13 protein-coding genes and 1 pseudogene are annotated in these 13,178 nt (G+C 55.3%); 7 read left to right on the top strand and 7 right to left on the bottom strand.

The annotated features are described in order from the left end of the window. The first annotated feature begins 263 nt into the window (after positions 1 to 263). Together EUU25_RS06165 and EUU25_RS06160 are read left to right on the top strand one after the other, a co-directional pair. Positions 264 to 593, top strand: coding sequence for a hypothetical protein (locus EUU25_RS06165; protein WP_158899253.1), 330 nt, complete (start codon positions 264 to 266; stop codon positions 591 to 593). A gap of 273 nt (positions 594 to 866) precedes the next feature. Next, positions 867 to 2,447: an oleate hydratase gene (locus EUU25_RS06160; RefSeq protein ID WP_158899251.1), complete on the top strand. Its 1,581-nt coding sequence runs from the start codon at positions 867 to 869 to the stop codon at positions 2,445 to 2,447. Positions 2,448 to 2,718: 271 nt separating this feature from the next. Here the strand turns inward: EUU25_RS06160 and EUU25_RS06155 are convergent, their stop codons facing one another. The 6 genes and pseudogenes from EUU25_RS06155 to EUU25_RS06135 all read right to left on the bottom strand — a co-directional run bounded on the left by EUU25_RS06155 (position 2,719) and on the right by EUU25_RS06135 (position 7,619). Beyond that, positions 2,719 to 3,117 carry a response regulator gene (locus tag EUU25_RS06155; RefSeq protein ID WP_158899249.1) on the bottom strand — a complete coding sequence of 133 codons (399 nt, stop codon included), beginning with the start codon at positions 3,115 to 3,117 and terminating at the stop codon, positions 2,719 to 2,721. A gap of 76 nt (positions 3,118 to 3,193) precedes the next feature. After that, on the bottom strand, positions 3,194 to 3,820 hold the full coding sequence (locus EUU25_RS06150) for a response regulator transcription factor (RefSeq protein ID WP_158899247.1): 627 nt from the start codon (positions 3,818 to 3,820) through the stop codon (positions 3,194 to 3,196). Continuing rightward, on the bottom strand, positions 3,813 to 5,348 hold the full coding sequence (locus EUU25_RS06145) for a PAS domain S-box protein (RefSeq protein ID WP_425505210.1): 1,536 nt from the start codon (positions 5,346 to 5,348) through the stop codon (positions 3,813 to 3,815). The genes EUU25_RS06150 and EUU25_RS06145 overlap by 8 nt, the downstream gene beginning before the upstream one ends. A gap of 320 nt (positions 5,349 to 5,668) precedes the next feature. After that, a pseudogene (locus EUU25_RS06140) lies at positions 5,669 to 6,205 on the bottom strand (glycoside hydrolase family 130 protein); the annotation flags it as partial. Positions 6,206 to 6,901: 696 nt separating this feature from the next. After that, the gene (locus EUU25_RS16690; RefSeq protein WP_425505209.1) at positions 6,902 to 6,994 is read right to left on the bottom strand and encodes a hypothetical protein; all 93 of its coding nucleotides are present in this window, start codon (positions 6,992 to 6,994) and stop codon (positions 6,902 to 6,904) included. A 190-nt stretch (positions 6,995 to 7,184) separates the two neighbouring features. Beyond that, on the bottom strand, positions 7,185 to 7,619 hold the full coding sequence (locus EUU25_RS06135; protein ID WP_187351297.1) for a MerR family transcriptional regulator: 435 nt from the start codon (positions 7,617 to 7,619) through the stop codon (positions 7,185 to 7,187). 76 nt (positions 7,620 to 7,695) lie between these two features. Here EUU25_RS06135 and EUU25_RS06130 point away from each other — a divergent pair, with 76 nt between their 5' ends. Genes EUU25_RS06130 through merA form a run of 3 tightly spaced genes read left to right on the top strand, consistent with a single transcriptional unit; the run spans position 7,696 to position 9,927 of the window. Continuing rightward, complete coding sequence (locus EUU25_RS06130; RefSeq protein ID WP_158899243.1) at positions 7,696 to 8,091, top strand: mercuric transporter MerT family protein; 396 nt, start codon at positions 7,696 to 7,698, stop codon at positions 8,089 to 8,091. 13 nt (positions 8,092 to 8,104) lie between these two features. Beyond that, positions 8,105 to 8,431, top strand: coding sequence for a heavy-metal-associated domain-containing protein (locus EUU25_RS06125; protein WP_158899241.1), 327 nt, complete (start codon positions 8,105 to 8,107; stop codon positions 8,429 to 8,431). A gap of 38 nt (positions 8,432 to 8,469) precedes the next feature. After that, positions 8,470 to 9,927, top strand: a complete 1,458-nt coding sequence (gene merA, locus EUU25_RS06120; protein ID WP_158899239.1) for a mercury(II) reductase — start codon at positions 8,470 to 8,472, stop codon at positions 9,925 to 9,927. A 117-nt stretch (positions 9,928 to 10,044) separates the two neighbouring features. Here the strand turns inward: merA and EUU25_RS06115 are convergent, their stop codons facing one another. Beyond that, positions 10,045 to 10,479 carry a MerR family transcriptional regulator gene (locus EUU25_RS06115; RefSeq protein WP_158899237.1) on the bottom strand — a complete coding sequence of 145 codons (435 nt, stop codon included), beginning with the start codon at positions 10,477 to 10,479 and terminating at the stop codon, positions 10,045 to 10,047. Between the two features lie 73 nt (positions 10,480 to 10,552). Between EUU25_RS06115 and EUU25_RS06110 the strand changes: the two genes are divergently transcribed. Further along, positions 10,553 to 11,185: a cation efflux transmembrane domain-containing protein gene (locus EUU25_RS06110; protein ID WP_158899235.1), complete on the top strand. Its 633-nt coding sequence runs from the start codon at positions 10,553 to 10,555 to the stop codon at positions 11,183 to 11,185. An 81-nt stretch (positions 11,186 to 11,266) separates the two neighbouring features. Beyond that, a complete protein-coding gene (locus tag EUU25_RS06105) occupies positions 11,267 to 13,144 on the top strand; it encodes a cytochrome c/FTR1 family iron permease (protein WP_158903169.1) in 1,878 nt (625 codons plus the stop codon). Positions 13,145 to 13,178: the final 34 nt, after the last annotated feature.

The raw sequence follows: 13,178 nt of genomic DNA, 5'->3' as shown, positions 1-13,178 counted from the left end.
ATGACTCTCGGGGCACTGGTTAGCCTATTGACCATGGTCCAAGGTCAAGGGGTAAATCGGTAGTTGCGAAAAAATCTGCTGCCGTAGGGCAGAGGTAGACGGGCTCGCCTGCGCCATGAGGCTCCAAGACTAAGCAATCTCCCGAATTGTGGACTACACGTATAGCCCCGCAATGCAGGAAGTAGCATTTTCAGTGCACGGCTTGGCCCAGATTTTGAACGCCAAGCAGATTTCCTCGTTTTGATTTCAGTCTGGAGAATGCAATGCGCAGTTTTTCTAAAGTGTTCACCGCTTTGAGCTTGGTTGCTTTGGCAACAGCTCCTGTTTACGCCGACGAAGCGCCCAAGGCGCCACCGAAAAAGCCTGCAGCGAGTGCGAGCAAGGCGGAACCATCCCAATCCAATGGTCACTGCATGCAAGGCAGCGATAAGCCGATGCACGACCAAAAGATGAAAGGCCATGGTGGCAAGAAGGGCAAAGCTGGAATGGGGGGCATGGGCAAAATGGGATGCGCCGGTATGGACGGCCAGATGAAACCGATGGGGACAGCCAAGCCATCGGACAAGCCGATGCCAGAACACAAACACAAGTAGAGCGTTTTTGGGAGGAGCGGCGTCTGGCCTGCTCCCCCAAGTCGGCATTAGAGCGGTTTTCGACCCATTTGAATCGCGAGGGATTTCCACGGGGCGGATTTCTGATTCAGAATTCGCGCTGGTGAGAGAGACAGCATGGATGGGTCAGCCTTTATCGTTGGATTTGGGTGTCCGATTGCTTGCGGCGGTTGATGCTTGGATGAGTTGCCGTGTGCTGTGGCAACTCGCTTTGGGGTGGCACCCTTGACGGACCTCGAATGAATGCGGGATGACATGCTAGAGAATAACCAAAATAGGAAAGCCTATCTCGTCGGCGGCGGCATTGGCTCGTTGGCCGCTGCCGCCTTCATGATCCGCGATGCCGGCATGCAGGGCAAAAACATAACGATTTATGAAGCAAAGCCGCTTCTCGGTGGAAGTCTTGATGCGGCACCGATCGCAGAAGGCGGATATAGTCTACGCGGTGGAAGAATGCTCACGACCGACAACTATGAATGCATGTGGGATCTGTATAAAACGATCCCGTCGCTGAACGATACTGATATGTCCGTTTACGACGAAGTTGTTGCGTTTAACAAGAGAGTAAAAGCGCATTCACAGGCACGGCTCATTGATCGCAATCGTTCCATAGTTGACGTTTCAACCATGGGGTTTACCATGCGGGACCGCGCAGAATTGCTAATTCTTAGCGAAGCCAGCGAAGAAAAGCTCGGAACCAGTATCATAACCGACTGGCTGTCCCCTGGATTTTTCACCAATAATTTCTGGTACATGTGGCAAACGACTTTTGCCTTTCAGGCTTGGCACAGTGCGGTTGAATTCAAGCGCTATCTGCACAGATTTATGAAGGAATTCTCCCGGATCGAGACTCTCGCAGGCGTCAAACGCACGGTCTATAATCAGTATGATGCTCTTGTTCGGCCTCTAGTTCGCTGGCTTGAAGATCGTGATGTCCAATTCGTGAACAATTGTACTGTTACCGATTTTGACCTCGAAGCGGGGTCTGAGATCGTTGTGAAGGGCATTACGATGCAGCAATCAGGAACCAAAAAAACTGTCACGGTGGGAAAAGACGATATTGTCTTCTTCCAAAATGGTTCGATGACCGACGCCTCAAGCCTGGGTAGCATGACCGCTGCTCCGGAGCATTTGACTAAAGCGGAAAGCGGCGGTTGGACGCTTTGGGAAAAACTGGCAGAGGGCCGCCCAGAGCTAGGTAATCCGGCTGTTTTCAATTCGAGTATACCCGAATCCTACTGGGCTTCCTTTACGGTGACGCTCAAAGACACGGCTTTCTTTGATCAAATGGAGAAATTGTCCGGCAATACCGCAGGTACTGGCGGCCTTGTTACCTTCAAAGATTCCAATTGGCTGATGTCGGTCGTCCTGTACCATCAGCCGCATTTCATCGATCAGCCCGACGATGTTCAGGTGCTATGGGGCTATGCTTTGCATCCTGACCGTATTGGTGATTTTGTCGCCAAACCAATGTCAGACTGCTCGGGAGCGGAAATCCTGCGTGAGCTTGCAGGGCATCTCAATTTTGACTTCGACGAAACATTTTCAAATGCGAACTGTATCCCCTGCCGCATGCCCTATATCACCAGCATGTTCATGCCCCGCGCGCACAGCGACAGGCCGTTGCCAGTGCCTAAGAATTCCAAGAACCTGGCCTTGGTGAGTCAGTTTGTCGAAATTGCCGACGATGTTGTCTTCACCGTCGAATATTCGGTGCGGGCTGCTCAGATGGGTGTCTATGAACTGCTCGGGGTTGACCGTAAAGTTCCGCCAGTCACCCAGCATGACAAGTCAGTTAAAGTGAAGATTGACGCCGTGATCAAGGCCTTCAAATAAATGAAATTTCTAGGAAGAGGCTGACATGGGCGGTTTAAGAGGCTGATCCGAAACTAGACCATGATAAAAAAAGACTTTAGAGTGGTTTTCGAGCGTTGCTTGACCGCTGCATGATGCAAGTCCGCGCCTTTGCCTTGAGCGGAGAAGGCAGCTCTCCTGCCATTATCAGTCAACGCCGCCATGATATGGCGATGAGCGTTTCTTGTAATCTGACAACGCAGGTCAGCGCCTTGCCGAGCCGATGGACGCGAAATCCCGGCCAAAAATGGTCTCAATCCGCACCTTTTGCGAAGCGGGCGACCGCATCGATTATTGCGCGCGCCACAAATGGCTTTGCTACCACCTCATCGAAGCCGGCAGCGAGGGCGCGCGTTTCGAGAGCATGATTGCAATATGCCGTCACCATGAGAGCTTTTCCCTCCCATCCTTTCGCTCTTAATTCCTGAAGGACCGAAAATCCGTCAACATCGGGCATTCGGTAGTCAACCACCAGGCAATCGGCGGACAGCGCCTGCGGGTCGGCGATGAGCGCATTCCCGCTGGCGTAGCTTCTGACTGCGTAGCCGCATGCACACAGCATGAGCTGCATCGAGCGCCGCACCGCATTTTCATCGTCCGATATCAGAATTGTGAAGGCTGTTCGGGGCTTTACGCCGGTTGACGCGGACATGGTTCCAGACAATCAAATGAAGGTATTGCTTGTCCAACATTGCGATCAATGGCGCTTCAGTCTGTACGTAAACCTCCTAGCGAGCTCCCATACGTCCAACGCCGGCTGCAAAGGCAATCCGCAAGACGTCGGAAAGATTGTGCGCCGACAATTTGCCCATGAGGCTTGCGCGATGAACCTCGACTGTGCGCGAAGATATGCCGAGATCATAGGCGATTGTCTTGTTGGGATGGCCGCGCACAAGGCCCGCAAGCACTTCGTGCTCGCGCGGCGTGAGAAGCGCCAATCGCACCTGAGCTTCAGATTCTTCCAACGCTCTGCTATCCGTGTCTTCAATCCGGGCAAATGCGCGCTCAATCGCAGCTAGCAGGGCAGCCTTTTCAAAAGGCTTTTCGATGAAATCGACGGCACCGGCCTTCATTGCCTGCACCGCCACGGACACATCGCCATGTCCTGTGAGAATGACCACGGGCATCGCCACACCCTTGACTTTCATGGCGGACTGAACCTCCAGGCCATCCAGATCGGGCATGCGAACGTCGAGCAAAACACATCCGGTGCTCGCATTCGGCGCTGCTTTCAGAAATTCGGTGCCCGATGAGTAGCTGTGCACGGTGAAGCCCGAGGTTCGAAGCATGAATCCCGCTGATTTCCGGATAGCTTCTTCGTCGTCCACGAGATGGATGATTTTGCTCTTAGTCATCGGTGTCTTCCGTGCGGGCATGAATCAATGTGAATAGGAAAATTGTGCCTCCGTCCGGCGGTTGTTCGGCCCAGATGCGACCGCCATGAGCTTCGATAATGGTGCGACAGATGGAGAGACCGAGCCCCATCCCGTCAGCCTTGCCGCTCACAAAGGCATCGAAAAGTCTCGGCCAGATCTCGGGCGCAATTCCCGTTCCGCTATCGGCGATGGATACTTCGACAAAGCCTCCAGGCGTCAATCGCGTCGAGACACGCAGTTCGCGGCGACTGACATCGACCATCGCCTCCACGGCATTGCGCATGAGATTGACGAGGACCTGCTGGATCTGGATGCGATCGACCAGAACGGGCGAGGCCGCAGGGTCCAATGTAAAAAAGCTCCGCACGCCTCGTTCACGCGCACCCAAGAGAGCGAGCTTTGCGGCCTCCTCGATTAGCTCGCGAAGGCCTTCGATAGTTTTTTCTACCTCGCCGCGGCCAACGAAATCTCGCAGGCGTCGAACGATGTTTCCTGCGCGAAGCGCTTCCTCGGCTGCTTCACTCACTGCATCGCGGAGTTTGTCCGGCGGGAGACTGCTTTGCCCATCCAAGACATCGCGCACCGTTTCAAGATAGTTTGCAATGGCCGTGAGCGGCTGATTGAGTTCATGGGCCAGTGTTGACGCCATCGTGCCCATCGCGCTGATTCTTGAGACATGGACTAACTCGGCTTGAAGCGTCTTGATCTCCAATTCGTCCCGTTCCTTTGCCGAGAGGTCGCGGATGAAGCCGGTGAATACCCGGCTTCCTTGTTCGCCCGCTTCGCCAACCGAAAGTTCCATGGGAAAGGTTGTTCCATCGCGGCGTTGGCCAACGACAATGCGGCCAATCCCTATGATCCGGCGTTCGCCGGTGCTCAGATAGTGCGCGATGTACTGGTCATGCCGCGAGCGGTCGGGCTCGGGCATGAGACAAGAGATATTGGCGCCGAGCAGCTCTTGCTCGAGAAAACCAAATAGCCGCTCTGCAGCAGCGCTGAACGAGGTGATACGTCCCTTCTCGTCAATGACAATCATGGCATCGGGGACGGTCGCAAGGATCGACCGCAAATGTTGCTCCCGCGCTTCAAATGACGTCCGAACGGACACCTCGTGAGTGATATCGCGCTCGATGCAGCCAAAACCAAGCACTCTCCCATCTTCATCGAGAAGAGGGTCGATGGTTAATTGGGCCAGGAATTCTGTCCCGTCGCCACGCACGCGCCAGGCATCTCGCTCCAGCTTTCCGTCGCGCGATGCCATTTCACGGTCAGCGATCGGTTGACCTGCAGCCCGCTCATCGAGAGGATAGAGGAGATCATGGGGGTTGCCCAAAAGGCTCGACAAAGGCCGTCTGAGAATGGCTTGCGCATCGTCGTTGATCTCGATGATCACACCGTTCCGGTCCAAAGTGGACACGACATATCCGGTGACAGCGCGCAACGCTGATCGAGTAAGATCTTGCCCGAAGCCATCGACAGTGCAGCGGGGTTCAAGTGACGCAGTCACAGGACTGGCCTTTGGAATACCCACGAGCGGCATCGATTTTCGGTAGCGCCGGACGGATCGGTGGCAGAGCTGCGACAGCCAGCTTCAGGAGAATTGCGACCATGCCCGCGCGCAGACGCGGCACGCCTTTGCCAATGTCGGCTGAGGCCCGCCGCCCTTCCAGTCCGGACTTGGTCGCCCTTCGTCATTTTGTGGCAGCTTCCCGCTTCGCTCGTGTCTGACTTTATATACGCACGCGGCGGGTCGACCCCTTGCAATCGGTGCTGGAGAAAAACGCTGGGCCGAAATCGTGCCGATCAGCTGACTTGTGCAGGGAAAGCTCAGTCCATGGCGCTAAGGAGATCGCTCAGATCGATTGTGACAAAGGTCGTGAAGCTATCTGCGAGTGCATAGGGCAGAATGAGCTGACGACCATGCAACATCGATCCACAGCTATAGGCAACATTGGGGACATAGCCTTCGCGCTCTTCCATGTCGGACCGCAACAATGGTTGCTTGGTCCGCGCCAACAGTTTCGAGGGGTCTTTGCGATCAAGCAGGCAAGCCCCGATGCAATAATTGCGAACTGCCCCAACCCCATGCGTGACAACCAGCCAGCCTTCATCGATTTCAATCGGTGATCCGCAATTGCCGATCTGCACAAATTCCCAGGGCCAGCGTGGTTCAACGGCTATGGCACCGCCATTCCATTCGTGAATGTCGGTGGACGTCAAGAACCAGATATTTTCATTATCCGCACGACCAAGCATGGCGAACTTGCCATCTATCGCCTTTCCGAATTTCTGCTCGGCGCTCCAGCCAAGCGAGACGCTTTTCTTTTTGCTGGGGGGTTTCCGACCGGAAACCCGGTGAGCCCGGCTTTTGCGCCGAAGCGGGTGCTGCGCAGATCTGCGGCACCAGCAAAACCAGCGCGGTTAAATAGAACATAGATTTCATTTTTAGAGCCCTCATAAGCGAGATTTCAGCGCAGCTGGTTGGTCACCTCTGCGCCGATATTTGCGTGCGTTTCCGCGACGCGAGCATGATTTCAGGTTATGAAGCGGGGGTAGGCGGGTGAAGCAGAGGCGCGATGGCGATGCCTCCGAGCAAAGCGATGCGCATCGTTCCTTGGTTGCCATCGGAGCAACTATATATGGGGAATAGAATATCAGGCACAGAGAGCCCGACATTGGAGAAGCAAGAAGCAGCCGTTAAGCAGCCCGCGCGCATTTTGCCGCAAGGGATTGTCCCATTCTCGGTTCGAAGAAACCCTTGAGCACAGTCAGACAGCACTGTCGGCGAAAGCTCTTGCAACTGCATTTGTGGCACACAAGGACCACTGGCGTGCGCAAGACTGGCTGCCCCTAACCCAAGCACCATTATAATTGAGATGCATAGTCTGACAAATGTCTGCCGCATGCCGCAAATATCTGCGCCCCGCCCCCGATTGTCAATCGGGCGCGCGATCTCAACCCCTTGGCGCAAACGCTTCGACGATGCGGCATGAGCGAACGGTTCCTGTCTCGCAAGGAGAAACCAGCTGGAAGAGCTCTGACCGAAGCCGCATAAGATCTTCAATCTTCGCGTCGATTTCGCAAGTTTTTTCTGAAAGCCATACTGTGTATGTTCGCGCATGGCTGATCTGGATCATCTGCAAGCCGAAGCAATTCGCAAACTGCCTCGAGACCGAAGTTCAAACTCCGTGCTCGGCTAATGCAAGAGTGGCGTGCGAGATGCTCACCCTCATAATCGCAATAGTTCGCAGTCTTACGGCCCGGTGCGTGCAGTAGGCAGATTTTTCGTAAAAGCGCACTGTCTCAACCTTGGTCGCGGTTGCGCTTGGCATTTCCCCGATTTTCACTGTTTAGTTCTCTGCGCGTTCAGCGACGAACCCGACAAAGCGTTCAAAATCGGGCAGCCGCCGAAATCGCGCGACTCACAATCGGCAACCGCACTCGCAAGGATCGCCTCCATTTTTTGCAAATCGGAAATCTTGGAGCGCACCGCAGCCAGATTGGCCTTGGCAATGCCATGAGCGTCGTTGCAGGCATTTGGTTGAACTGCATCGAGGCCAAGCAGTGCTTTGATTTCTTCGAGCAAAAAGCCAAGTTCGCGCGCACGCAATACAAACTGTAATCTTTCCACCAGTTCGGGCGAATACACGCGGTAACCGTTGGAACTGCGCGGCGGCTCCGGCAGCAATCCGACCTTCTCGTAATAGCGGATGGTTTCGAGATTGCAGCCGGTTTTCCGGGCGAGTTGGGCACGCAAAATACCGCCATGTGTTTCCACTAAAATACCTCTTGAGTCTGTAGCCGCTACAGAGCTTACAGTGAGAATCATACAACCGGAAGAAAGGATTTTTGTCGTGGCCTCAGCGCCTGAACAGCAGCAACCCGCCATACTTGAAACGCAAAAACCCAAATCGGCGAGCTGGATTGCCACTGGCGCTCTGATCGGCGCGGGGCTGGCCTCGGCTTGCTGTGTCGTGCCGTTGCTGTTCGTCACACTAGGTATTTCAGGTGCTTGGATTGCCAATCTGACTGCGCTCGAACCCATTAAGCCCTATGTTGCGGCGGTTACGCTTGCGCTGCTCGGATATGGCTTCTGGCATGTCTATCTCAAGTCAAAGCCTGCTTGCGAATACGGGCCATACTGCGCGCGTCCGCAATCCGCTCGCACCACGAAAACTGTGCTGTGGTTCGGACTTGCCATCATCATCCCCGCGCTCACCATCGACTGGTGGGCGCCTTGGTTCTACTGAAAGGAAGTTTTCAATGAGAAAATCACTACTTATCGGATTGGCCCTGCTGGTAACGGCTAGCGGCGGGGTCGCCTATGCGGTTGGCGGTAAGGCGCAAGATCGCCCTGCTGCGGCAACGGCGCAACGGCAAACCACCTTTGCCATTGAAAACATGACCTGCGCCACTTGCCCGATCACCGTCAAGAAGGCGATGGAAGGCGTGACTGGCGTGACTGCGGTTAGTGTCGATTTCGCGTCCAAAACCGCGCGTGCCACATATGATCCGCGCCGAACCAATGCGGCCGCGATCGCCGCTGCATCAACCAATGCGGGTTATCCGGCGCGGGCCATCCAAAACTGATTAAAGGCGGCATTCGCGCTGTAGGAAAGCAAAATTCAATGAACGATTGTCGCAACCGCTCTGGGCAGGACAAATTCGACGTGGCCGTTATCGGCGCAGGCTCGGCAGGATTCTCCGCCGCGATTACCGCCGCCGAACTTGGGGTCAAAGTCGCACTGATCGGTCATGGCACAATTGGCGGGACGTGCGTCAATGTCGGTTGCGTTCCGTCCAAAACGCTTATCCGCGCTGCCGAAGCGGTGCATGGCGGACGCGCCGCCGCGCGCTTTCCGGGTCTTGGTGGAAGTGTCGAGCTAAGCGACTGGACACAGCTCGCTGCGTCAAAAGATGATCTGGTCGCGGAGCTGCGCCAAAAGAAGTACATTGACCTTCTGCCCCTCTATGAGGGCGTGAGCTACATTGAGGACAGAGCGCGCTTTGCCGGTGGTGAGCTGCTGGTCGGCGACGCGCCGATAAAGGTCGGCAAAGTCATACTGGCGATGGGCGCCCGCGCCGCAGTGCCGCCCATACCGGGGCTGGACAGCATTCCCTATCTCACCAGCACTTCGGCTTTGGCACTTGATCGTCTTCCAAAATCGCTGCTCGTGATCGGTGGCGGCGTCATCGGCGTTGAGCTGGGGCAGATGTTCGCGCGCCTTGGTGTAGCTGTTACCATCTGTTGCCGCAGCCGCCTGCTCCCCGAAATGGACCCCGAAGTGAGCGCAGCACTGCAATCCTATCTCGAAGCCGAAGGTGTGCGGGTGTGTGCCGGTGTCGCCTATCAGCGCATTGACCGCGCGGGCGAAGGGATCGAGTTGACTTGCGAGACCCTATCCTGCGACAGCGGAGACCATTTTGACACTGTCGCTGCGATTAAGATCATCTCGGCGCAACAAGTGCTGATCGCCACCGGACGCCGTGCGAACAGCGATGGTCTAGGCTTGGTAGAGCATGGCATCGGTGTCGTCGAAGGCGGAGGTGTCATCGTCGATGATTATCTCGAAACGACCGCCCCAGGCGTTTACGCTGCTGGCGATGTCACGGGCCGAGACCAGTTCGTCTACATGGCCGCCTACGGCGCTAAGCTGGCCGCACGCAACGCGGTTCAAGGAAACCAGCATCGCTATGATAATAGTGTGATGCCATCTGTTGTGTTCACCGACCCGCAAGTTGCAGCTGTCGGCCTCACGGAAACGGTAGCCCGAGCGAAGGGACTGGACGTCAAAGTGTCGCTTCTCCCGCTCGACGCTGTTCCACGGGCATTGGCAGCGCGTGACACGCGCGGGCTCATCAAGCTGGTTGCGGATAAAGCAACCGACCGTCTGCTTGGTGGCCAGATCATGGCCCCCGAAGGCGCGGACTCTATTCAGACGTTGGTTCTGGCGATCAAATGCGGAATGACGGCAGCCGATCTTGGCGCGACAATCTTTCCATATCTCACCAATGTCGAAGGCCTGAAATTGGCGGCGCAGACATTCGACAGGGATGTAGCAAGGCTGTCCTGCTGCGCTGGATAGCATATGAATAGGACAGTCCGAATATAAGCAGGTAGGGGTAGCGTCGGCTGTCGCTTGTCATTCCGATCATGCATTTGACGAAGGTTACAATATAAAAATAACGCCAATATTGTTAGGCTATTCGGCAAGGAACTCACTGGCTCCGCCGATTCCGACAATAGCTTCGATGATGCTACAATCAGCGGCGCGCCCACCTGCGCAAGAGGTTGCAATTTCTGTCAATTGACTTTGTAAAGCCTCAAGTTTTGCGATACGATCTTCAATGCTATTGAGATGACGACGGGCAATCATTGCCGCTTCTGCGCAATCTTGATCTGGCTGGTCTGACAATGCCATGAGTGATCTGATTTCGTCGATCGAGAAACCCAATCCCCGACTATGGCGAATAAATGAGAGCCGCCGAAAATCAGCTTCGGCATATATTCGCCGCCCTGCTGCCGTCCTAGCCGCCTTTGGCATCAGGCCGATCTCTTCATAAAAGCGGACCGTGTTGATTTTTGTGCCAGTTCGCCGCGCAAGATCACCGATCAAAGTAGATTTTTGGACGGACATCTCTTTCCTTAATGCAAGCGATTCGCAAGATTTCGCTTGCTCCTACAGCTACTGGAGGAATTATACACCAATTATGAGCGAAACAAACACGAGCGATTGTGGCTGCACAGGTGATACCAAAAGGGCTGAAAAAGACCCGGCTTATGCCCGTGCATTATGGATCGTCGTGATCCTCAACCTGGGTTTCGGGGTTTGCGAGATATTAGGTGGGTTCATCGCCAACAGCCAGGCCCTGAAGGCGGACGCGCTGGATTTCATTGGCGACGGGTCGATAACGCTCGTCGGGCTTATGGCGCTGGGCTGGACGGCACATGAGCGCGCTCGGATAGCGTTGACACAAGGGCTTTTTCTGGGCGCGCTTGGGATCGGGGTCCTCGCGTTCGCAGCTTGGCGCGCGTTCAATGCTGTTGCGCCCGAGGCCGAATTGATGGGCGGAATCGGTATTGTTGCTCTTATTGTGAACATCAGCGCCGCACTGGTTCTTTCCAGATTTCGTGATGGGGATGCGAATGTCCGCGCTGTCTGGCTGTTCAGTCGTAACGATGCTCTTGCCAATGTGGCCGTCATCTTCGCGGCAGCACTTGTCGGATGGACAGGACAAGCATGGCCAGATCTTGCGGTCGCAGGCGTGATTGCATTATTGTTTCTCCATTCAGCTTTCGAAATTATCCGGCATGCTCGCGTTGACATGCGCGAGACTGCATAACGAAATAGATAAAGGCCGCTCACCGTGAACATTCGCCTCCTCAAAGCACACGTCATTCTCGTATTCACCCTATTGGGGATTATGTTTCCTGTTATGGCGCGCGCCGTACCGGGGGATGTTCAAACGGTATGGCGACTGCTTGATTATGTGGCGGTCGATTACAGTGGGGCGGTTTCGAACGGCCAGATCACCAGCGAAGCTGAATATGCGGAGATGACGGAATTTTCTGCTACGGCGCGTCTGCGTATTGCTTCGTTGCCGAAAACGGGCGCGCAACAAGCACTGGTTGGACAGGCGGTCGGACTTGAGCGAGCAATAGCGGGCAAGGCATCTCCCGAAACGGTAGCCAAGAATGCTCGCTCGCTGGCGGCCGCGCTGTTGGTAGCTTATCCGGTAACGCTTGCGCCAAGGAAAGCTCCCGATTTTGCCAATGGCGCAAAACTGTACACAGAAAATTGCGCGGCTTGTCACGGCGCGACCGGCGATGGTCGGGGACCAAGCGCGGCCGGCCTCGATCCGGCACCGATAGCTTTCGCGGACATATCTCGCGCGCGGCAGCGTAGCCTTTTTGCGCTCTATCAAGTAATCTCACAGGGCCTTGACGGAACCTCAATGCAGGCGTTTTCGCAATTGTCTTCCGAGGACCGCTGGGCCCTTGCCAACTACAGCGGCGGCATTGCGTTCACAGATACGAGTGTTGGGGAAAAGCTATGGAAAGGCGATCGTTCAATCCGGAAGGAAATTCCTGACCTGACCACGCTGGCAACAATCACGCCAGCCAAGCTGGGTGCAGCAGTTGGCCAGGAAAAGGCCGATGCTGTTATCGCCTATTTACGCGCGCACCCGGAAGCGATTGCTACAGCCCCTACCGGATCACTCGCGGTCGCCCGAGAGAAATTACGCCTGTCTCTGGCTGCATATCGGGCCGGTAACCGAGGTGAAGCCGAAGAACTGGCGCTGTCGGCCTATCTCGACGGGTTTGAACCTGTTGAGCCGATGCTTGCGTCCCGCGATGCGGCACTTATGGCGCGTATTGAACGCGCAATGGGCGGTCTGCGTTCAGCCATCAGCAAAGCTGTTCCAGTTTCCGAACTCGAAACCCAAGTTGAAGTCCTTGACGGACTTTTCAGCGAGGCGGAGGTTGCGATCTCGCCCAGTGCCGCGAGCGATGCGTCAACTTTTGTCGGGGCGCTCACCATCTTGCTTCGAGAGGGGCTTGAAGCTTTGCTCATTGTCGTCGCAATGATTGCTTTTCTCCGCAAAGCTGACCGCGCCGATGTATTGCCTTATGTTCATGGCGGCTGGATCTCGGCTCTTCTTGCAGGTGTAGCAACGTGGATAGCTGCTACATTTGTCATCGGCATCAGTGGCGCCAGCCGCGAACTGACCGAAGGGTTCGGTTCGTTATTGGCAGCCGTCATCCTCTTATCGGTTGGTATCTGGATGCACGGCAAGTCGCAAGCGGACGAATGGCAGAGATATATCAGGGCGACACTTGGTAAAGCCCTTACGCGTGGATCGGCATGGTTTCTTTTCGGCCTTGCTTTTTTGGCAGTGTACCGAGAGGTCTTTGAGACGATCATATTTTACGCAGCGCTTTCCGCCCAAGGAAACGGAGGGGTGATGTTTGCAGGTGCAGCCACCGCAATCGCCCTGCTCGGTGTTATCGCTTGGGCAATGTTGCGGTATAGTCGTCGGCTTCCGATCACGAAGTTCTTTGCCTATAGTTCGCTGCTCATGGCAATCCTTGCGGTAATCCTGATCGGTAAAGGCGTCGCTGCACTACAGGAAGCTGGCCTGATCAACATAAATTCACTGGACGGGTTCCCGCGCATAGGATCATTGGGAATTTTTCCCGCAACGGAACCTTTATTGGCGCAGGCCGTCATGCTGGCCGTCCTCGTTGTGGGATTTTGGTTCAATTTGCGACGAGGGGCTGCATTGAATGCGCCGGCCTGATAAGCGAACTTCTAGACCATTTTAGATGTAAGGC

Origin of the sequence: Sphingorhabdus lacus (assembly GCF_009768975.1) — a bacterium.
In the GTDB taxonomy this organism is placed as follows: Bacteria; Pseudomonadota; Alphaproteobacteria; order Sphingomonadales; family Sphingomonadaceae; genus Sphingorhabdus_B; species Sphingorhabdus_B lacus.
The sequence above is the reverse complement of the archived record's forward strand: the minus strand, read 5'-3'. Positions and strand labels throughout refer to the sequence as shown.

Bases quoted from the DNA above. Each gene is read 5' to 3' on its own strand.
- EUU25_RS06115 (WP_158899237.1), bottom strand. From the start codon at position 10,479: ATGTCCGTCCAAAAATCTACTTTGATCGGTGATCTTGCGCGGCGAACT.
- EUU25_RS06105 (WP_158903169.1), top strand. From the start codon at position 11,267: ATGTTTCCTGTTATGGCGCGCGCCGTACCGGGGGATGTTCAAACGGTA.
- EUU25_RS06125 (WP_158899241.1), top strand. From the start codon at position 8,105: ATGAGAAAATCACTACTTATCGGATTGGCCCTGCTGGTAACGGCTAGC.
- merA (WP_158899239.1), top strand. From the start codon at position 8,470: ATGAACGATTGTCGCAACCGCTCTGGGCAGGACAAATTCGACGTGGCC.
- EUU25_RS06110 (WP_158899235.1), top strand. From the start codon at position 10,553: ATGAGCGAAACAAACACGAGCGATTGTGGCTGCACAGGTGATACCAAA.
- EUU25_RS06150 (WP_158899247.1), bottom strand. From the start codon at position 3,820: ATGACTAAGAGCAAAATCATCCATCTCGTGGACGACGAAGAAGCTATC.
- EUU25_RS06155 (WP_158899249.1), bottom strand. From the start codon at position 3,117: ATGTCCGCGTCAACCGGCGTAAAGCCCCGAACAGCCTTCACAATTCTG.
- EUU25_RS06165 (WP_158899253.1), top strand. From the start codon at position 264: ATGCGCAGTTTTTCTAAAGTGTTCACCGCTTTGAGCTTGGTTGCTTTG.
- EUU25_RS06160 (WP_158899251.1), top strand. From the start codon at position 867: ATGCTAGAGAATAACCAAAATAGGAAAGCCTATCTCGTCGGCGGCGGC.